Origin of the sequence: Serratia sp. CY40230, assembly GCF_052168835.1 — a bacterium.
Lineage (GTDB): Bacteria > Pseudomonadota > Gammaproteobacteria > Enterobacterales > Enterobacteriaceae > Serratia > Serratia nematodiphila.
The window spans coordinates 1,332,074-1,350,691 of sequence record NZ_JBJNLX010000001.1 but is presented as its reverse complement, the minus strand read 5'-3'; the positions used below and the strand labels follow the sequence as shown (position 1 = coordinate 1,350,691).

General features: G+C 61.9%; 20 protein-coding genes. 3 read left to right on the top strand and 17 right to left on the bottom strand.

Features of this window, described 5'->3' with window-relative positions; genetic code table 11:
* Positions 1-3: 3 nt before the first annotated feature.
* Positions 4-462 (top strand): inhibitor of vertebrate lysozyme family protein, encoded by a 459-nt coding sequence (locus ACJ8IJ_RS06370; RefSeq protein ID WP_411295652.1) that lies wholly within the window; start codon positions 4-6, stop codon positions 460-462.
* A gap of 39 nt (positions 463-501) precedes the next feature.
* Here ACJ8IJ_RS06370 and gutQ read toward each other — a convergent pair whose 3' ends face one another.
* From gutQ to ACJ8IJ_RS06285, 17 genes are all read right to left on the bottom strand, one after another.
* Positions 502-1,473, bottom strand: coding sequence for an arabinose-5-phosphate isomerase GutQ (gene gutQ / locus ACJ8IJ_RS06365; RefSeq protein ID WP_004941509.1), 972 nt, complete (start codon positions 1,471-1,473; stop codon positions 502-504).
* Positions 1,466-2,239: a glucitol operon DNA-binding transcriptional repressor SrlR gene (gene srlR, locus ACJ8IJ_RS06360; RefSeq protein WP_004941511.1), complete on the bottom strand. Its 774-nt coding sequence runs from the start codon at positions 2,237-2,239 to the stop codon at positions 1,466-1,468. The genes gutQ and srlR overlap by 8 nt, the downstream gene beginning before the upstream one ends.
* Before the next feature lie 83 nt (positions 2,240-2,322).
* The gene (gutM, locus tag ACJ8IJ_RS06355) at positions 2,323-2,679 is read right to left on the bottom strand and encodes a transcriptional regulator GutM (RefSeq protein WP_442518364.1); all 357 of its coding nucleotides are present in this window, start codon (positions 2,677-2,679) and stop codon (positions 2,323-2,325) included.
* A gap of 47 nt (positions 2,680-2,726) precedes the next feature.
* Entirely contained in the window at positions 2,727-3,506 is a 780-nt protein-coding gene (gene srlD, locus ACJ8IJ_RS06350; RefSeq protein WP_015378751.1) for a sorbitol-6-phosphate dehydrogenase, read from the bottom strand.
* 10 nt (positions 3,507-3,516) lie between these two features.
* On the bottom strand, positions 3,517-3,879 hold the full coding sequence (gene srlB / locus ACJ8IJ_RS06345; protein ID WP_004941520.1) for a PTS glucitol/sorbitol transporter subunit IIA: 363 nt from the start codon (positions 3,877-3,879) through the stop codon (positions 3,517-3,519).
* A gap of 22 nt (positions 3,880-3,901) precedes the next feature.
* A complete protein-coding gene (gene srlE / locus ACJ8IJ_RS06340; protein WP_033632370.1) occupies positions 3,902-4,882 on the bottom strand; it encodes a PTS glucitol/sorbitol transporter subunit IIB in 981 nt (326 codons plus the stop codon).
* 15 nt (positions 4,883-4,897) lie between these two features.
* The gene (srlA, locus tag ACJ8IJ_RS06335; RefSeq protein WP_004941528.1) at positions 4,898-5,446 is read right to left on the bottom strand and encodes a PTS glucitol/sorbitol transporter subunit IIC; all 549 of its coding nucleotides are present in this window, start codon (positions 5,444-5,446) and stop codon (positions 4,898-4,900) included.
* A 236-nt stretch (positions 5,447-5,682) separates the two neighbouring features.
* On the bottom strand, positions 5,683-6,732 hold the full coding sequence (gene fbaB / locus ACJ8IJ_RS06330) for a class I fructose-bisphosphate aldolase (protein WP_015378749.1): 1,050 nt from the start codon (positions 6,730-6,732) through the stop codon (positions 5,683-5,685).
* 205 nt (positions 6,733-6,937) lie between these two features.
* A complete protein-coding gene (locus ACJ8IJ_RS06325) occupies positions 6,938-7,624 on the bottom strand; it encodes a GntR family transcriptional regulator (protein ID WP_004941533.1) in 687 nt (228 codons plus the stop codon).
* 98 nt (positions 7,625-7,722) lie between these two features.
* Positions 7,723-9,054 (bottom strand): MFS transporter, encoded by a 1,332-nt coding sequence (locus ACJ8IJ_RS06320; protein WP_004941539.1) that lies wholly within the window; start codon positions 9,052-9,054, stop codon positions 7,723-7,725.
* The gene (locus ACJ8IJ_RS06315) at positions 9,035-10,540 is read right to left on the bottom strand and encodes a mannitol dehydrogenase family protein (RefSeq protein WP_442518363.1); all 1,506 of its coding nucleotides are present in this window, start codon (positions 10,538-10,540) and stop codon (positions 9,035-9,037) included. Before ACJ8IJ_RS06315 ends, ACJ8IJ_RS06320 begins: the two co-directional genes overlap by 20 nt.
* Before the next feature lie 52 nt (positions 10,541-10,592).
* Complete coding sequence (locus ACJ8IJ_RS06310; RefSeq protein ID WP_015378745.1) at positions 10,593-11,882, bottom strand: MFS transporter; 1,290 nt, start codon at positions 11,880-11,882, stop codon at positions 10,593-10,595.
* Between the two features lie 90 nt (positions 11,883-11,972).
* The gene (locus ACJ8IJ_RS06305; RefSeq protein ID WP_161800768.1) at positions 11,973-12,989 is read right to left on the bottom strand and encodes a Zn-dependent oxidoreductase; all 1,017 of its coding nucleotides are present in this window, start codon (positions 12,987-12,989) and stop codon (positions 11,973-11,975) included.
* Positions 12,990-12,994: 5 nt separating this feature from the next.
* Complete coding sequence (gene manD / locus ACJ8IJ_RS06300) at positions 12,995-14,209, bottom strand: D-mannonate dehydratase ManD (protein ID WP_015378743.1); 1,215 nt, start codon at positions 14,207-14,209, stop codon at positions 12,995-12,997.
* Positions 14,210-14,377: 168 nt separating this feature from the next.
* Complete coding sequence (gene yegS, locus ACJ8IJ_RS06295) at positions 14,378-15,283, bottom strand: lipid kinase YegS (protein ID WP_015378742.1); 906 nt, start codon at positions 15,281-15,283, stop codon at positions 14,378-14,380.
* A 466-nt stretch (positions 15,284-15,749) separates the two neighbouring features.
* Positions 15,750-17,102: a prephenate-dependent tRNA uridine(34) hydroxylase TrhP gene (gene trhP, locus ACJ8IJ_RS06290; RefSeq protein WP_004941558.1), complete on the bottom strand. Its 1,353-nt coding sequence runs from the start codon at positions 17,100-17,102 to the stop codon at positions 15,750-15,752.
* A gap of 178 nt (positions 17,103-17,280) precedes the next feature.
* Positions 17,281-17,619: a YegP family protein gene (locus tag ACJ8IJ_RS06285; RefSeq protein ID WP_004941561.1), complete on the bottom strand. Its 339-nt coding sequence runs from the start codon at positions 17,617-17,619 to the stop codon at positions 17,281-17,283.
* A 338-nt stretch (positions 17,620-17,957) separates the two neighbouring features.
* Between ACJ8IJ_RS06285 and ACJ8IJ_RS06280 the strand changes: the two genes are divergently transcribed.
* Both ACJ8IJ_RS06280 and ACJ8IJ_RS06275 read left to right on the top strand, forming a co-directional pair.
* On the top strand, positions 17,958-18,221 hold the full coding sequence (locus ACJ8IJ_RS06280) for an antitoxin (RefSeq protein ID WP_004941563.1): 264 nt from the start codon (positions 17,958-17,960) through the stop codon (positions 18,219-18,221).
* A gap of 3 nt (positions 18,222-18,224) precedes the next feature.
* Entirely contained in the window at positions 18,225-18,614 is a 390-nt protein-coding gene (locus tag ACJ8IJ_RS06275) for a type II toxin-antitoxin system VapC family toxin (RefSeq protein ID WP_021504433.1), read from the top strand.
* Positions 18,615-18,618: the final 4 nt, after the last annotated feature.

Below are 18,618 nucleotides of genomic sequence, written 5' to 3'. Positions count from 1 at the left end.
ACTATGACGGGACACCAGGCGCTGCGTTGCGCCCTCTTCGGCGCACTGCTCAGCTTCAGCGCGGGCAGCTTTGCCCAGCAGATCGTCACCACGTCGGATTTGATTCAGCAGCCGGGGTATCAGGCCAGCTGGCAAAACATGGTCAAAGGCCAGGCGCGGATGCCGGGCTGGGCGCGCAAGGGCGTCGGCACCTCTACGCCGGCGCAGAATCTGAACTGGAAAGGCAAAGAGTATCTGGTCGGCAATCTGTGCAAACCGCACGACTGCGGCAACAACTTTTTGATCGTGGCGTTCAACGCGGACAAATCCCAGGCCTGGGGCGTGCGGGTCGAGGTGGAAGATCGGCCGGAAGCCGTCGATCATCCGAAGAAATATGCTAAGTACCAGTGGCTCGGCAAGCCGGATGAAGACATGAAGGCGCTGCTGAAGCAGCAGTTCGAGAACAATCCCGACTGGAAATAATCTGACCGGGGGCGCCGCTGCCGGCGCCCCCGGCACCGATCAGCCGATGCCGGCCTGATGCAGATCGTGCAGGTTGAGCGCCCCCACCAGCACGCCGTCCATGTTGACCACCGGGGCCGCGCTGATGTGCTGTTCGTGCAGCGCTTCCAGCGCCTCTCCGGCGCGCCACTGCTCCGGCAGCCGATAGCCGGGGCGGGTGATCGCCGGGCTGAGCGGATCCTGCAGGCTATTGCCCTTCACCAGCCAGCGGCGCAGGTCGCCGTCGGTAAATACGCCCACCACCCGCTGCTGCGCGTCGCAGACCGCCACCAACCCCAGCCCGGTGCGGCTCAGTTCCAGCATCGCCTCCATCACGTTGGCGCTTTCGCTCACGCGCGGCAGGCGATCGCCGGTGCGCATCAGGTGATGCACGCGGTTCAGCAGGCGCGCGCCCAGGCTGCCGCCCGGGTGCGAGCGGGCGAAGTCTTCCGCGTTGAAACCGCGCTGGCGCATCAGCGCCATCGCCAGAGCGTCGCCCATCATCAGGGTGTTGACCGCGCTGGAGGTGGGCGCCAGCCCCATCGGGCAGGCTTCGCGCTCAACGCCGATATCCAGCACGCAGGCGGCGGCCAGCGCCAGCGGCGACTCTTTGCCGCCGGTGATGGCGATCACCGGAATGCCGTTCTCCGCCAGCAGCGGCAGGATCAGATCCAGCTCTTTGGCGCGGCCGGAATAGGAGATGAACACCACCACGTCGTCGGCGCCGATCATGCCGAGATCGCCGTGCAGCGCCTCCGCCGGATGCACGAAGAACGACGGCGTGCCGGTGCTGGCCAGCGACGCGGCGATTTTTTTGCCGATATGGCCGGACTTGCCGATGCCGGAAATCACCGCTTTGCCGCGGCAGTTCAGCAGCAGCTCGCAGGCGCAGACGAAGTTGTCATCCAGGCGCGCCAGCAGGCGTTGCGCTTCGGTCAGCTCGATCTCCAGCGTTTCGCGGGCGAAGGCGAGCAGGGCGTTGGCGTTACTCATCGGGGTCTCCTACCAGAATGATATTGATGCCTTTCGCCTGCAGGGCGGCGAGGTAATCGGGGTTGATGTCTCGGTCGGTGATCAGCGTATCGACGGCGCTGAGTTCGCACACCACGTTCGGGCTCTTGCGGCCGAATTTCGAGGAGTCCACCAAAAGAATAATGCGGCCGGCGGCTTCGCACATCGCTTTGCTGACGTTGTGCACTTCATTGAAGGTGGTGACACCGGCGTTGAGATCGACGCCGTCCGCGCCGATAAACAGCTTGTCGAAGCTGAACTGCTGAAACGCCGATTCCGCCAGGCTGCCGTGGAACGAGGCCGATTTTTTGCGGTAGGTGCCGCCGGGCATCAGGATGGTCTGATCGTTGTCCAGTTCCACCAGCGCGTTGACGATGGTCAGGCTGTTGGTCATCACCGTGATGTTGTTGAACTGCGCCAGGTGCGGCACCATCTGCAGCACCGTGCTGCCGGCGTCGAAGATCAGCGAGTCGCCGTCGGCGATCAGCGCCACGGCGGCGCTGGCGATCTGGCGTTTTTTCTCGGTGTTGATATGGGTTTTGCGGTCGATCGGCTGATCGCCGTCGTCGCGGCTGAGCACCACGCCGCCGTAGGTGCGGATCACCTCGCCTTCTTCTTCCAGCAGGGTGAGATCCTTGCGGATGGTGGTGCCGGTGGTGGAGAAGTGCTCGGCCAGGGCGTCCACTGCCGTTTTGCCATGCCGCTGCAGATATTCAAGGATAGCGGCCTGCCGCTGCTTTGGTTTCATCGCGATTCCCGTTCACAAGAGTGGGGCATTTTCCCTCGCTGAATAATTCACTATGAAAGGTAATGCCTTTTAATGTGAAAATATCACGATTTGGGTTCAATCGCTAACGATAGTGCAGACTGGCATGTGCGATCCTCGGGGAAGATCACATCCGGGCGCAAATCCCGCTGATGCAAACCGTGCAAATGAGGCAGCGGGCGGGGCCGGGCGAAGACGGTCAGGCCGCGCAGCAACAGGCTGCCGCACACCCGCCGATCGGCGTCGAAGGCCAGCGCCAGCACCACCCGCGGGCGGAAACGGCCGCCGGAACGGCCGACGCCCACGGCGCCCAGCCGGCATAAACCGTCGAAGGCGCGGTTGAAACGTTGCAGTTGCCACCAGCCGAAGGCGATTTGCAGCAGCCAGGCCAGCAGCGCGAAGGCGATCAAAGCTTGTGTCATGGGGGTTCTCCTTACGCCCCCTTCCGTGGAAGGGGGCGCCGGTGGCGTCAGAACATCACCTGGCCGCCGGTGATGTTGATCGATTGGCCGGTGCAGTAAGAGGCCTTATCGCTGGCGTAGAACAGCAGGGTGTTCAGCACATCCTGGTAGTCGCAGCCGCGCTTCAGCGGCACCTTGTCGATGTAGTACTGCTCCACCTGATCCGGCGCGATGCCCAGTTTTTGCGCGTACTGCGGCAGCAGCGACTGGAACATCGGCGACTTCAGCAGGTTGCCGAGCATCAGCGAATGCACGGTGATGCCGTACTCCGCCAGATCGAGCGCCAGCGACTGCGTCAGCCCCACGCCGCCGAACTTGGCGGCGCTGTAGCCGGAGTTGTGCTTGCTGCCGACCTTGCCGGACTTGGAGTTGATCTGGATGATGCGCCCGGCGATGCCGTCGCGGATCATCAGGCGCGAGAACTCGCGGGCGCAGAGGAAATAGCCCACCAGGTTCACCTGCAGCGAGCGGTCGAAGTCCCCCAGCGGGAAATCGGTAATCGGCGCCGCCTTGGCGATGCCGGCGCTGTACACCAGCAGATTGGCCTGGCCAAACGCCCGGTCAACCGCCGCCGCCAGCGCGATCACGCTCTGCTCGTCGGTGGCGTCGGCCTGAAAACCGCAGGCGCTGCCTGTGCCGTACTCTTCGTTGATCTGCTGTGCCACCAGACTGGCGTTGTCGGCGTTCAGATCGGCCACCGCCACCCGATAACCGGCCTGCGCCAACCCGTGGCTCAAAAAGGCACCTAACGTTTGGCCGCCGCCAATCACTACAGCTACTTCAGACATGGTCTACTCCTTATGCGATAAATGACAGCGTGCTGCCCAACGGGATATCGGTCGGCGTCGGGCCGGATACGTGGATCGAGCCGGGAAATTCGGCTTCGGCTTCGCCGTCGAAGCGCACGGTGATATGGCCCAGCTCGCGCAGATTCTGCGTGGCGACGCTGCCGACGGCGGTGATGGCGTAGCGCTGCTGCGCCAGTTCCATCACGCCGCCGACCTGCAGCTCGCCGGCGGTTGCACCGTGGCGGTGGATGAAGCAGAACTCTTCGATATCCGCCGGGGCGCCTTCACGGAAGGTGATCAGCATGTTGTCCAGCAACGCGTCGCGGGCGCAGCCGCCGATCTGCGTGATGGTGGTGTGAAAAATGGTGTGCATAAACGTCTCCCTGGGGATCACATTATTGATAAATGAAGGCCGAGGCGGCCCAGGCGATCAGAACCGTCGGCGCGCCGGTCAGGAAGCGGCCGACCAGCACTGAAGGCACGCCGACCCGCACGGTGTCCTGTTTGGCTTCCGCCAGCGACAGGCCGACCGGAATAAAGTCGCAGGCGGCCTGCGCGTTGATGGCGAACAGCGCGGGCAGCGCCAGCTGCGGCGGAATATGGCCAAGGCCGATCTGCACCCCGACCAGCACGCCGATCACTTGGGCGATGACCGCGCCGGGGCCGAGGAACGGCGACAGCAGCGGGAATGAACAGATCAGCGCCAGCGTCACCAGGCCGATCGGGCTGTTGGCCAGCGGCGTCAGGCCGTGAGCGATAAAGTCCCCGAGGCCGGAGGCCATGATGATGCCGATCAAGGCCGAGACGAACGCCATAAACGGCAGGATGGTCTTCAGCACGGTGTCGATGGTGTCGCGCCCGGCCTGGAAAAATACCGCCACCACCGATCCCATGCCCATGCCGACCTTCGCCAGCAGCCCGTCGCTTTGCTCGGTGATCTTTTTGCTGGTGTCGTAGTCGCGCGCCTTGGGCGGCGCTGCATCGGCGGCGGCGGGTTGGCTATCTGCCGCTTCGATTCGGCTGATGTTGTGGTCGCGCACGCCGGAGACATAGATGTCTTCGAGGATAAACTGCGCCAGCGGGCCGGACTGGCCGGTGGCGTGGATGTTGACCGTCGGAATGCGGCGTTTCGGGTACAGGCCGCAGCGCAGGGTGCCGCCGCAGTCGATCACCGCCACGCCGATCTCTTCCGCCGGCGGCTCGCCCTCTTTGAAACCGTCGACGGCGGGCCAGCCGGTCAATTCGCTGAGGCGATCGACGATGGAAGGCCGGGTGCCGGCGGTGATGTACACCACTTTTTTGCCGGGTTCGATCGGCAGCTCCAGGGGGCCACCCCAGCCGCTGGCGCCTTTTTCAATACGGATATAAGCACTCATGCTGCACTCCACGAATTAAAGTTGCACCTGGCGATCCAGACGGATGCCCATCTTGCGTTCGAACAGGCTGGTGGTCAGATCGGTGACCCAGCCGCGGAAGAAGTTGGTGAACAGCCCCACCAGGAAATAGCTCACCGCCAGCGGGCCGAGCGGCAGGCCGAGGGTGGTCAGGCCGCTGGCGATGCCGAGGTAAACGAACAGCTCGCCGGGGTTGATGTGTGGAAACAGGCCGTTCATCGAGTGGCAGCTGTAGGAGGCCGCCGCGTAGTAGCTCGGCTTGTATTTCTCCGGCATGAAGCGCCCCAGGCTGAGGGTCATCGGGTTGCAGAAGACAAAGGTGCCAATCAGCGGCAGCAGCAGATAACGCGAAACGGGGTTGCCCGCGCAGCGCTGCGCCAATCGTTCGATACGTTCCTGGCCAACAAATTTGATCAGCGCGTTCATGATAACCAACAGGCTGATCAACAAAGGTAAAATGCCGGTCACCATGCCGACAAACACTTCACCGCCTTTCTGAAACAGGCCGATAAACCACTCGGCGCCGTGGGTGATTAGCTCAATCATTATGTTCTCCTGTAATGGACTGTTATGGCCTGGAGCGAACGGCGGCTCTGTCGCCATGGGCCTTACAGTAGTCACTTTGTTGGGCTATTTGTTTTAAATAGATCACAATTTGAAAGATAAATATTTTATTTTGAAAGTTTAAAGTGAAAGAAAGAGAAGGTTGGCGGCGTAGGATTTAGGGGAACGGGCACAAAAAAGCCCGGCTAGCCGGGCTTTGGGACAGGCGGTCCGTCACATCAGGCGATGGTGACCTTCTTGTCCAGATAGGCATCTTGCACGGCGTTGATCAGCGCCACGCCATCTTTCATCGATTTCTTGAAGGCTTTACGCCCCAGGATCAGGCCCATGCCGCCGGCGCGTTTGTTGATCACCGCGGTGCGCACCGATTCCTGCAGATCGTTCTCACCGGCGGCGCCGCCGGAGTTGATCAGCCCGGCGCGGCCCATGTAGCAGTTGGCCAGCTGGTAGCGCACCAGATCGATCGGGTGATCGGTGGTCAGCTTGGTGTAGACGCGGTCGTCGGTATAGCCGAATTTCACCGCGCGGTAGCCGCCGTTGTTTTCCGCCATTTTCTGTTTGACGATGTCGGCGCCGATGGTGGCGGCGATGTGGTTGGCCTGGCCGGTCAGATCGGCGCTGGAGTGGTAGTCCACGCCGTCTTTGTTGAACGCCGGGTTGCGCAGATAGGCCCACAGCACGGTGACCATCCCCAGCTCATGCGCGCGCTCGAAGGCGATCGAGATCTCTTCGATCTGGCGGCGCGACTGCTCTGAACCAAAGTAAATGGTGGCGCCGACCGCCACTGCCCCCATGTTGAACGCCTGCTCGACGCTGGCGTACAGGGTCTGGTCGTACTGGGTCGGGTAGCTCAGCGTTTCGTTGTGGTTGAGTTTGACCAGGAACGGAATTTTATGCGCATAGCGGCGCGATACCGACGCCAGCACGCCGTAGGTGGAGGCGACGCAGTTACAGCCGGCTTCAATCGCCAGCTCGACGATGTTCTTCGGATCGAAATACAGCGGGTTGGCGGCGAACGAGGCGGCGGCGGAGTGCTCGATGCCTTGGTCGACCGGCAGGATAGACAGATAACCGGTGCCGCCCAGGCGACCGTGGTTGAACAGGGTTTGCATCGAACGCAGCACGCTGTTGGGGCGGTTGTTATCGATCATTACGCGGTCGACGAAGTCGGCGCCCGGCAGGTAGAGATTCTCGGCGGGGATAGTGGTACAGCGGTGTTGCAGCAGATCTTCCGCTTCCTTTCCTAGCAACTGCACAATATCAGTCATGATTCACTCCCGATTAAGCTTCTTCATACACCGGCAATGCAAGGGTTTTTGACCACCGGCGCAGTAAAAAGCGGTGATTGAAGCTGTAAAGCGATGCTACCGAACTTGCTCCGGCAAGGACAAACAATAGATGCGATTGAGAGGAAATGCCATTTGCGTGGCCAAATACGCGGGGGCGATCGCCCCCGGCGCGCTAAGCGGTTGATTATTCGATCTCGAACCACGCGGTATTCTGTTGGGCGATCGGGGTGATGGAGTAGATCATCTCCTGCAGATGATCGTGGATGGCGCGCTCCGCCGCCTCGGCATCGCGCGCTTTCAGCGCTTCGTAGATACGGTAGTGCTGCTTGATCAGGCTCTCCGGCGGCGAGACTTCGCTCAGGCTGAGGAAACGCACCCGATCCATGGTGGCCTTGATGGTTTCGATGGTCTCCCACGCCAGCGGGCAGTCGGCAAACTGGGTCAGCAGCTGGTGGAACTCGTCGTCCAGCGCCAAAAATTCGCGCGTTTGCCCGTTCTGCGCCGCCAGCTCTTGACGGTGCAGGTTATGCTCCAGCGTCATCAGCTGCGCCGGAGTGGCGCGCTCGGCCGCGCGGCGAACGATGGCGCATTCCACCGCCTGACGGATAAAGCGCCCGTCGGCCACGCGCTTGGCGGAAATCTTCATCACAAAGGTGCCGCGCTGCGGCAGGATCTGCACCAGACCGGCCTCCGCCAGCTTGATGAAGGCTTCGCGCACCGGCTGGCGCGAAACGCAAAAGCGGGTGGAGATCTCTTTCTCGGACAGCAGGGTGCCGGGGGGGATGGTGCAGTCGACGATATCTTTGCGCAGGAAGCGATAGATCTGCTGGTTGACCGGGACGTTGTTGGTGAGACTGTACGTTTCAGACATGGCGACAATCAAGCATCTGGCTGGAATTCGAATGCCACCATACTAGCAGATTATTGGTTGAGGGCGGGGGGATAAATCCACCCGCCAGGCAGGGGAACTCAGTGATGCCAATCCTGATATTCCTGCTTGCGCCGTTCTGGCGCGGTTTCCGGCATCAGGCTCAGGCCGAGGGCCGACACCACGCCCAGCACCATCATGTAACCGGCCAGCCCGTAGTAATGGCCGCCGGTCACCTGCAGGATCTTCACCGCCAGCAGCCCGAGAATGCCGCTGCCGATCAGCGAGCCGATCTGCCAGATCAGCGCGATGCCGCTGCAGCGCACGCGGGTGGGGAACAGCTCCGGGAAGTAGGAGGCCTGCGGCGCGTAGCACATGCTGTGGCCGAAGGTCAGCACCACGATCATGGCGATCTGCGTCACCCAGAAATTATCGAGGTTGATCGCCATAAAGAACGGCACGATGCACACCACCTGCAGCAGCGCGCCGGCGATGTAAACCGGTTTGCGCCCCAGCCGATCGGAGAGGCGGCCCATCAGCGGAATGGCGAAAATCTCCAGCAGCACCGCCACGATCATCGCCTCCAGCAAAATGCTTTCGTTGAGGTGGTTGGCCTTACCGTAGGCCAGCACGATCACGGTGAACATGGCGAAGGCGCAGGCTTCGATCAGCTTGGCGCACACCCCTTTGGCGATAAGGCCGGGATAGCGGCGGGCCACTTCCACCACCGGCCGGCTCTCCACCGCTTTGGTGGCGCGGATCTGGGTAAACACCGGCGACTCGTCGATCTTCAGGCGAATAAACAGCCCGACCAGCACCAGTAGCAGGCTGAGCAGGAACGGAATGCGCCAGCCCCAGTCCAGCATCTGCGCCGGCGACAGCAGGGCGGTCAGCAGCGCGAACAGCCCGGACGGCAGCAGGAAACCGGCAGGCGCGCCGATCTGCACCCAGCTGGCGTAGAAACCGCGCCGCGGCGGCGGCGCGTATTCGGCGGTCATCAGCACCGCGCCGGCCTGTTCGCCGCCGACGCCGAAGCCCTGCAGCACGCGGATAAAGATCAGCGCGATCGGCGCCCAGATGCCGATCTGCTCATAGGTAGGCAGCAGGCCGATGCAAAAGGTGCCGAGGCCGACGATCAGGATGGTGATCACCAGCGCCTTCTTGCGGCCGACTTTGTCGCCGATATGGCCGAACACGATGCCGCCCAGCGGGCGCGCCAGGAAACCGACCGCGTAGGTGGCGAAGGCCGCCAGCGTGCTGATCAGCGGATCGGCGCTGGGGAAAAACAGCTGGCCGAAGAACAGCACCGCAGCGGTGCCGTAGGCGAAGAAATCATAGTATTCGGCGGCGGTGCCGATGGCCGACGCGCTGGCGACGCGCCGCAGCAGCGGTTGATTGCCGGTATTGACGGCGTTATGCGTGGTAACGGTCATCGGAAACCTCCCGGTCGGTAAGCGGCAGAGCGGCGACGGCGGCTTTGGCCCCCAGGCTCAGCAGTTGGTGATAAGCGTGGCTGACGGCGTGGACGAAGTCAGGCGAATCGGGCAGATCGCGGCCGAAGACGCTGTCGAGTTGCAGCAGCGCCAGGACGCGGGGCCGGCCTTCCTCGCTGCCGGCGACCAACGCGGCGAGGCGCTCGCGCAGCGGATCGCTGATGGCGATCGGCTCGCTTTGTTCATCACGGCCGCCGACGTAGCGCATCCAGCCGGCGACGCCCAGTGCCAGGCAGTCGAAGCGGCTGCCGCGCGCCAGATGCCAGCGGATCGCGTCCAGCAGCCGTTGCGGCAGCTTCTGCGTGCCGTCCATGGCGATCTGCGCGGTGCGGTGTTTCAACGCGCGGTTGCGGTAACGCTGCAGCAGCGAGTCGGCATACTGCGCCAAATCGACGTTCGGCACCTGCAGGGTCGGCGCCTGTTCCGCCAGCATCAGGTGACGGGCGGCGCGGACAAAATCCGCATCCTGCATGCAGTCGCCGATGTGCTGATAACCGGCCAGGTAGCCGAGGTAGGCGAGAAACGAGTGGCTGCCGTTCAGCATGCGCAGCTTCATCTCCTCGTACGGCAGCACGTCGCTCACCAGTTCGGCGCCGACCTTGTCCCAGGCCGGGCGCCCCTGGGGAAATCGGTCCTCAATGACCCACTGGCTGAACGGCTCGCAGGCCACGCCGACCTCATCTTCGACGCCGCCCAGCCAGGTGCGCAGTTGCCGGCGAGTCTCCGGCGTTACCGCCGGCACGATGCGATCCACCATGGTGGAAGGGAAGGCGACCTCTTGACGCACCCAGTCGGCCAGCGCCGGATCCTGCCGCTGCGCCAGTTCGACCAGCACCTGGCGCGTGACCCGGCCGTTGGCCGGCATGTTATCGCAGGACATCACGGCGAACGGCGGCAGCCCGCGTTCACGGCGCAGGCGCAGCGCCGCCAGCAGCAGCCCCGGCGCCGACTGCGGCTGTGCCGGCTGGGCGATATCATGCGCGATCGCCGGGTGTTCCGCCATCAGCCGGCCGCTGGCGGGGTGGTGGCAATAGCCCTTTTCGCTGATGGTCAGCGAGACGATGGCGATCTCGGGCTGCGTCAGGGCCGCCAGCACCGCCGCCAGCCCGTCGGTTTGCAGGTGCAGCGCCTGGCGCACCACGCCGATGACCCGGCCCCGCCAACCGTCGTCGTCCATCTCCGCCACCGAGAACAGCAGGTCTTGTTGCCGTAGATCGGCGATCTTTTGCCGGCCGTGCTGCATGCTGATTTCGCAGTAGCCCCAGTCACTGCCGTGCTCGCTGGCCAGCCTGTCGGCGTACATCGCCTGGTGCGCGCGGTGAAACGCGCCGAAGCCGATATGCGCCATGCGCGGTTTCACGCGCTCACGTGCGTAGCCGGGCCGGATAACGGCGGCCGGCAGCGCGCTGTGGTCGGAAAGTCTCATGTTCAATGTCCCTGGAGAGGTAAGCAAAGGGGCGAAGCCGCCCCGTCTGGCGTTAGGGTTTTAAGATTTGCACGCCCGCCGTTGCGCGCGGCGCCTTGATCACCAACAGCACCAGCAGCGCACCCAGCGCGGCGACGCCGCCCGCCAGCATAAAGGCGCTGTCGAATTTGCCGGTGTTCTGCACGATGTAGCCGGTGGCGATCGGCCCGATGATGCCGGAGACGCTGCCGATCAAATGAATGAACCCGCTGGCGCCGCCGACCCGGGATTTATGCACCACGTCCTGGATGATCGCCCAGTAGAGAGCGCCGGTAATGTAGAGGAAGAAGATCGACACCGACATCAGCATCACCGCCGGCACCACGCTGCTGACGGTGCCCGCCAACGCCACGCACACCGCCGCCGCCAGCAGGCTGGTGACCAGCACGATCTTGCGCGACAGCAGCAATTTGCCGGTGATGTTGAAGATCTTGTCGGAAATATAGCCGCCGAGCGCCAGCCCGACGAAGCCGACGATCCACGGGATCATCGTGGTCAGGCTCATCTCTTTGATGTTCAGGTTGTGCGCCTGCACCAGATACGAGGGGAACCAGCTCAGGAAGAAGAACAGGATGTAGTTGTAGCAGAAGAAGGCGAAGGCGGTGACCAGAATGATCGGCTGCTTCAGGTAGTAACCCAGCCCGTGCGGGGCGTCGCTCAAGGCGCTTTCCTCGCCGAGATTTTCCTGTTTCAACCGTGCGATCAGCGCCCGTTCTTCGTTGCTGACGCGTTGGCTTTTCGCCGGGTTATCCGCCACCACGAAGAACCACACCAGCATCCAGACGATGCCGATGGCGCAGATGATCATAAACGCCGGCCGCCAGCCGAACGCCAGCGCCAGATAGCCGACGATCGGCCCGGCCACCGCGCCGCCCAACGGCGAACCGGCGCTGAGCAGGCCCACGGCGGTCGCCGCCTGTTTCTTCGGGAACCAGCCGTTGATCATCTTGTTGGCCGAGGCGCAGATCGGCCCTTCGGCCATGCCGAACAGGACGCGCAGGATCAGCATTGAGTAAAAACCGGTGGCGATCGCCGTCATGCCGCAGAAGATGGACCACAGGCCGACCGCCACGCCCAGCACCAGCGTCGGGCCGAAGCGGTCGACCGCCAGCCCGCCGACGAAGTTGAAAATGGCGTAGCCGAAGAAGAAGCTGCCGAAGATCAGACCGAACTGTTCGGCGTTCAGCATCAGATCCTGTTCGATCATCGGCACGGTGATCGACAGCGCCACGCGGTCGAGGTAGTTGATCATGTAGACCATGAACAGCAGGAACACGATGGTCCAACGCAGGTTTTTAAACATAAAGCGCTCCACTGGGTGTCGTTTTAATCGTGATGCTTCGTTGTTTGCATGGGCGGCGGGCGCCGCCCATGCCCCGATGCCGCCTTGGCGTTACTCGAACTGCAGCAGCACCTTGCAGCAGGTGCGCTGATCCCGCTCGAACATCTGCATCGCCCGTTCGACGTCGTCGGCGGGTACGCAGTGGGTGAGCAGCCGCTGCGGGTCTAGCTTGCCGTCCGCCATCCAGGCGATCACCTGCGGAAAGCGCGCGCTGTTCAGGCGCGAGGAGAAGATCGACAGCTCCTTGCTGGTGATGCTCTGCTGGGTCAGGGTGCAGGCGTCGCCGGAAAAGCCCATGATGCCGATGCGTGCCGCCGGCGAAGCCAGCGCGATCGCCTCCGGTAAAATGGCGGGGTGGCAGGCGGCATCGACGATCAGCGTCGGCTGAACGCCGCGCTGCTGCAGCGCCTGCGGCAATGCGGCCTCGGCGTTGTTGAATGTTTGGTCGGCGCCGTTGGCGCGCGCCATCTCCAGCCGCTCGGCGATGCGATCGACGACCCACACCTGCCTGACGCCGTACACCCCTTTCAGCGTCTGGATCACCGTGAGCCCCATCGGCCCGGCGCCGTAGATCAGCGCGATGTCGTCGGGGCGCGGTTGCAGATGGGCGGTAATGTTGGCGGCGATGCTGAAGGGCTCGATCATCGCGGCGTGGCGATCGCTGATGGCCGGCGGAACCGGATAGGCGTTGCGCGCCGGCACGCAGGCGTAGTCGCTGAAGCCGCCGTCGCGGTGCACGCCGATCACCTGCAGCGAGGTGCAGACGTTGGGGCGGCCGACCGAACAGGGATAGCAGTGGCCGCAGCTCACCACCGGGTCTACCGAGACGCGTTCGCCGAGGCGCGCCGGATCGACGCCTTCGCCCAGCGCATCGATCAGGCCGAAGAACTCGTGGCCAATCACCCGCGGATAGCGGGCGAACGGGTTATGCCCGTGATAGATATGGACGTCGGAGCCGCAGATGCCGGCGAATTTCACCTTGACCCGCACCTCGCCGGCCGCCGGCTGCGGCAGCGCGCGCGTCTGCAGCGCCAGGCGCCCGGGCTGTTCGATCACGACGCTGCGCATGGTGTTTACCAGTTCCATAAGGTGCCATCCTCCAGACGCGCGACCGGCAGGTAGGCCGGTTCATAGGGGTAACGGGCCGCCAGCTTCTCATCAAACTCGATGCCGATGCCCGGCTTGTCGCCCGGATGCATATAGCCGTCGTCGAACGTCCAGCTGTGCGGGAACACCTCGAGCATTTGCTCGGAATAGCCCATGTATTCCTGCACGCCAAAGTTTGGCACCCACAGATCGAAGTGCAGCGCCGCCGCCATGCAGATCGGCGACAGATCGGAAGGGCCGTGTGAACCGGTGCGTACCTGATACAGCGAGGCGAAGTCGGCGATGCGCCGCATGCCGGTAATGCCGCCCGCGTGCGTCAGGGTGGTGCGGATGTAGTCGATCAGCTGTTCTTCGATCAGCTGTTTGCAGTCCCAGATGCTGTTGAACACCTCGCCGACAGCGATCGGCGTGACGGTATGCTGGCGGATCAGGCGGAAACAGGCCTGATTTTCCGCCGGCGTCGGATCTTCCATCCAGAACAGGCGATACGGTTCGGCGCTTTTACCGAAGCGCGCCGCTTCAATTGGCGTCAGGCGGTGGTGCATGTCGTGCAGCAGGTGCTCGTTGAAACCGAACTTGTTGCGCACCGCGTCGAACAGTTTGGGGGTGAAGTCGAGGTATTTTTCCGTCGACCACAGCTGCTCTTCCGGCCAGTCGCCCTTGGTGGCCGGCTCATAAGCCTGGCCTTTGCCCTTGGCCATGCCGTAGGTGGTTTTCATGCCCGGCACGCCGCATTGAACGCGGATCGCCTTGAAGCCTTGCTCTTTATGTTTGGCGTAGTCGTCGAGCACTTCGTCGATCGAGTGGCCGGTGGTATGGCAATACACCATCACTCCCGAGCGCGAGGCACCGCCCAACAGCTGATACAGCGGCATGTTGGCGGCCTTGGCCTTGATGTCCCACAGCGCCATGTCGACGGCGGAAATGGCGGACATGGTCACCGGGCCGCGCCGCCAGTAAGCGCCTTTGTAGAAGAATTGCCAGAGGTCCTCGATCCGCTGCGCGTCGCGGCCGATCAACTGCGGGCAGAGGTGATCTTTCAGGTAAGAGGCCACCGGCAATTCGCGCCCGTTCAGCGTGGCGTCACCGAGGCCGATGATGCCGTCATCGGTGGTGATTTTCAGCGTGACAAAGTTGCGCCCCGGGCAGGTGACGAACACCTCGGCGTTGACGATTTTCATAACCTTCACATCCTGTAGCTGCGGAGAGATAGCGCGAAAATACGCCATGAACTAACTACCATACAAGTATGAATTAATGAATTTGCCGGAGAGGATCACATTTGATCGTGCGCGGAAGCGGGTGAACAGAGGGGAAGAAGCGGGGCGCAGCGGCTGCGCCCGACAAGGTCAGCCCAGCAGGGCGCAGTTAGGCGGTAGGCGGCATTCGATGGCCTGCGGCAACACTTCGATGCGGAAATGGCGGCCTTTGAGCGGTTCGCCGTCGAGGTTGAAAGTCATCTCATGCGGCGCGTCGATCTCGAGCCACGGCAGCGCCGCGCTGAGGATGCTGTTGCTCTCTTCGTCGTTGAACAGGGCGGCGACCAGCGCCGGCAGCAGTTCATCGGCGATCAGCAGGCGCAGCTGTAGCAGGCCGTCGTTGATCAGCGCGCTGGGGCACAGTTCCTGGCCGCCGCCGGCCTGTTTGCCGTTGCCGATGCCGATCACCAGCGCTTCGCCGGCCCAGCGGAAGTCCGGCCCGCGGATTTCACAGCGGTCGGCCTGCAGCGTATCCATGCGCAGCAGGCCGTGCACAAAGTAGGACACGCCGCCCAGCGCCGCTTTCAGCTTCTCCGGCGTTTCGGTGGTGATGCGGGTGCCGAAGCCGCCGGTGGCCATGTTGATGAAGTAGCGCTCGCCGTTGACCTTCGCCAGATCGATCGGCACTGAACGGCCCTTGATCGCCAGCTGCAGCGCCAGTTCGGGGGACGGAGGGATATTGCACGCCATGGCGAAGTCGTTGGCGGTGCCGAGCGGCAGGATGCCCAGCGCCGGCCGGTTGTGCGCCGGCAGCTGCACCAGCGCGGCGGCCACTTCGTTGATGGTGCCGTCACCGCCGCCGGCGACGACGGTACCGACGCCGAGCTGCGCGGCTTCCGCGACATAGCGCGCGGCATCGCCGTGCTCCCAGGTGACGCGCACGTGCAACGTTATCTGTTCTTTGCGCAGCCGGTTGACCGCCTGACGCAGCTCTTCGTTACCGGCGCCTTTGCCGTTGATGATAAGCAGGGCGGACGCATGTGAGTGTTGAGGCATTGCCGATATCCTCCGGCGGAAAACCAAGAATGCCTCAAGATAAACCAGCTGCCGCCACCAGGCCATCAGAATATTCAGCTAATTCCGGTTATTTCCCGGCGCTCAGTGAATATGAAGCAATGCGAATTTATCTGAATTTTACGCAGAAATAAGCGAAGTGTTAAAGAAGCGAGGATTAATCGCTGTAGCATTATTTATATATCGAAGCGGCGTGATTATTATTATTAAAACGGATACCGGGAATAAGTTATGGAAATAGGCATGGTGGAAAAAATAGGTGCACCCATAAAGAAAAAGCCAGCCCAAGGGAGATTGGGCCGGCTAAGGAGGTGGTTCCTAGTATTGCTATGCAAATATTTTCGTTGTTCGTTTTAAGCAGCGTGATAGTAACCAAGCTGCGCGCGCATTGATGTGATCCAATTCTAATATTTGCTAAAAATCGCCGCCGAATGACGGCGATTCATTTTTATGCCCCGGCGCTATTTTCTTCCGCCAAATTGCGGATCAGCAACGCATAATTGAGATCGATATCCTGCGGGATCGGCAAATAAACGATATGGCCGTTGCCCGGCGCCACCTCAATCGATTCGCCTTTCTTATTTTGCATGCTCTCGAGGGTGAACACCACGTTGCCACCCGGCGTCATCATTTCGACGCTGTCGCCGAGCGCGAACTTATTCTTCACGTCGACTTCCGCCCAGCCATCACGGCGCACGCCGGTGAATTCGCCGACGAACTGCTGGCGCTCGGAGAGCGAGGAGCCGTAGTCGTAATTCTGCTGCGCTTCGTGCACGTGGCGGCGCAGGAAGCCCTCGGTATAGCCGCGGTGCGCCAGGCCTTCCAGCGTGGTGAGCAGGGTCGGATCGAACGGTTTGCCGGCGGCCGCGTCGTCGATGGCGCGGCGATAGACCTGAGCGGTGCGGGCGCAGTAGTAGAAGGACTTGGTGCGCCCTTCGATCTTCAGCGAATGCACGCCGAGCTGCGTCAGACGCTCCACGTGCTGGATGGCGCGCAGATCCTTGGAGTTCATGATATAGGTGCCGTGTTCGTCCTCGAAGGCGCTCATATATTCGCCTGGCTTTTGCGCTTCAGACAGCATGAACACCTTGTCGGTCGGTGCGCCGATGCCCAGCGTCGGCTCGACGGTTTGCACCGGGATCGGTTCGTGCAGGTGCACGATATTGCCGGTGTCATCCTCTTTGCCTTCCTCCGCTTTGTACTGCCAGCGGCAGGCATTGGTGCAGGTGCCCTGATTGGGATCGCGCTTGTTGATGTAGCCGGACAGCAGGCAGCGGCCGGAGTAGGCCATGCACAGCGCGCCGTGGACGAAGATCTCCAGCTCCATGTCCGGCACTTCGGCGCGGATCTCGGCGATCTCTTCCAGCGACAGTTCACGCGACAGGATCACGCGGGTCAGGCCCATTTGCTTCCAGAACTTCACCGTCGCCCAGTTAACGGCGTTGGCCTGCACCGACAGGTGGATGTCCATCTGCGGGAAGGCTTCGCGCACCATCATGATAAGGCCGGGATCGGACATGATCAGCGCATCCGGGCCCATATCGATAACCGGCTTCAGATCGCGCAGGAAGGTCTTCAACTTGGCGTTGTGCGGGGCGATGTTCACCACCACGTAGAACTTTTTGCCCAGCGCATGCGCTTCGTTGATGCCCTGTGCCAGATTCTCGTGGTTGAACTCGTTGTTGCGCACCCGCAGGCTGTAGCGCGGCTGGCCGGCGTAAACCGCATCGGCGCCGTAGGCGAAGGCGTAACGCATATTTTTCAGCGTGCCGGCCGGGGAGAGAAGTTCTGGTGTAAACATAGTGTGTCTCGGTCTGATTTCAGGTCAGCACCACGCCACCTGATGGCGCAGTAAAAGCGGGGGATTGTAGCCGCAGCGCGGCAAGAAATCAGCAGTTAACCGGATTTATTCAAGGGAGATTGATCCCGGTCAAACGGAAAACGCGCGGTGGCCGCCACCGCGCGGGCGAAACGGGGGATCAGGCGCTCAAATCGCGGATATCGGTGGTCGGGCCGTTTTTTATCACCGACTGGATACCGTTTTTGGCCGCGCTTTCGGAGCTGTACATTTCGCTGACGCCGATCACCTGATGGTTCTTGGCCTTCAGCACAAAGTAGGGCTGATTGCTGGCGCTGTGCTTCAGTTCGTACTGCGCTTCGTGCGGTGAATTGGTCTGCACCGAGGCGATGCCGTTCTCCGCCGAGGCTTTGCTGGCATACATCTCGCTGGCCAGAATGATCTCGCCGTTACTGGCTTTCAGGTTGAAGTGGTACTGTCCGTTCTTTGCTTTTTTCAGCTCGTAATGACCGATTGCCATGGTTCTTCTCCTGTAGGTTCCGATTCGTGATGTAAGTGTAGCCAATCGCTTGAAAATCGGCGGCTAAACCTCACAGCAGCTTAGTTGAAAAAATGCGCAGTTTTTTTGCGCCGGCGCGGAGTTTTCGCCCGAGAAGCACAGCGCCGCACGGGAAGCTAAGGGAGAAGGCGGCGATTGCGCAGTGCGCCGCATAACGAGGGGAACAGGGTGTCACCCCGTGAGATTGTGCGTTACTGTTTGGCCGTTTCGTCAATGTGGATGAAAAATGAGCGATACATCTTGGCATCGACACGCTACAGGCATATGCTTTGGCCTATGCCTGCTGTGGAGGTGTCGAGATGGAAAGGATCGCAAAGCTGTTTAAAAACGGCAGAAATCAGGCGGTGAGGTTACCGGTGGAATTTGAATTTGATACGGATCGTGTCTATATCCGTCGCGATCGGGAGGGCAACGTGATTTTATCCAAATATCCGGCAAAGCCGGACAGCTGGGCACCGCTGCTGAGCATTATCGCCCAAACGCCGGTGCCGCAAGAGTTTCTTGGCGCGGAAGATCGTCAGCAAGGGGTTGCCGACCGCGATCCCTTCTCAGAGGAAGAGTAGGCGATGTACATGTTTGATACCAACACCGTCAGCCACTTGTTTCGGCAGCATCCGCAGGTGCTTAACGTCATGGAAAAGCTCCCGCCTTCTGCCGTATGTATTTCCAGCGTCACGGAGGCGGAACTGCGTTACGGTGTGGCTAAACGACGGAACAAGGCGTTGCAAAGCATGGTCGAGGCCTTTCTTGCTGCGGTGACGGTCTATGCATGGGATAGCGAGGCCGCCCGCTGCTACGGTGAAATGCGGGCAAACATGGAGAGAAAGGGCAAAATCATGGGCGCGATGGATCAACTGATCGCCGCTCACGCGCAGAGCCGTGGTGCGACGCTGGTGACCAACGATCGCGCATTCGCCATGGTGCCCGGGTTGGCGGTTGAAGACTGGACGCGCTGATTTC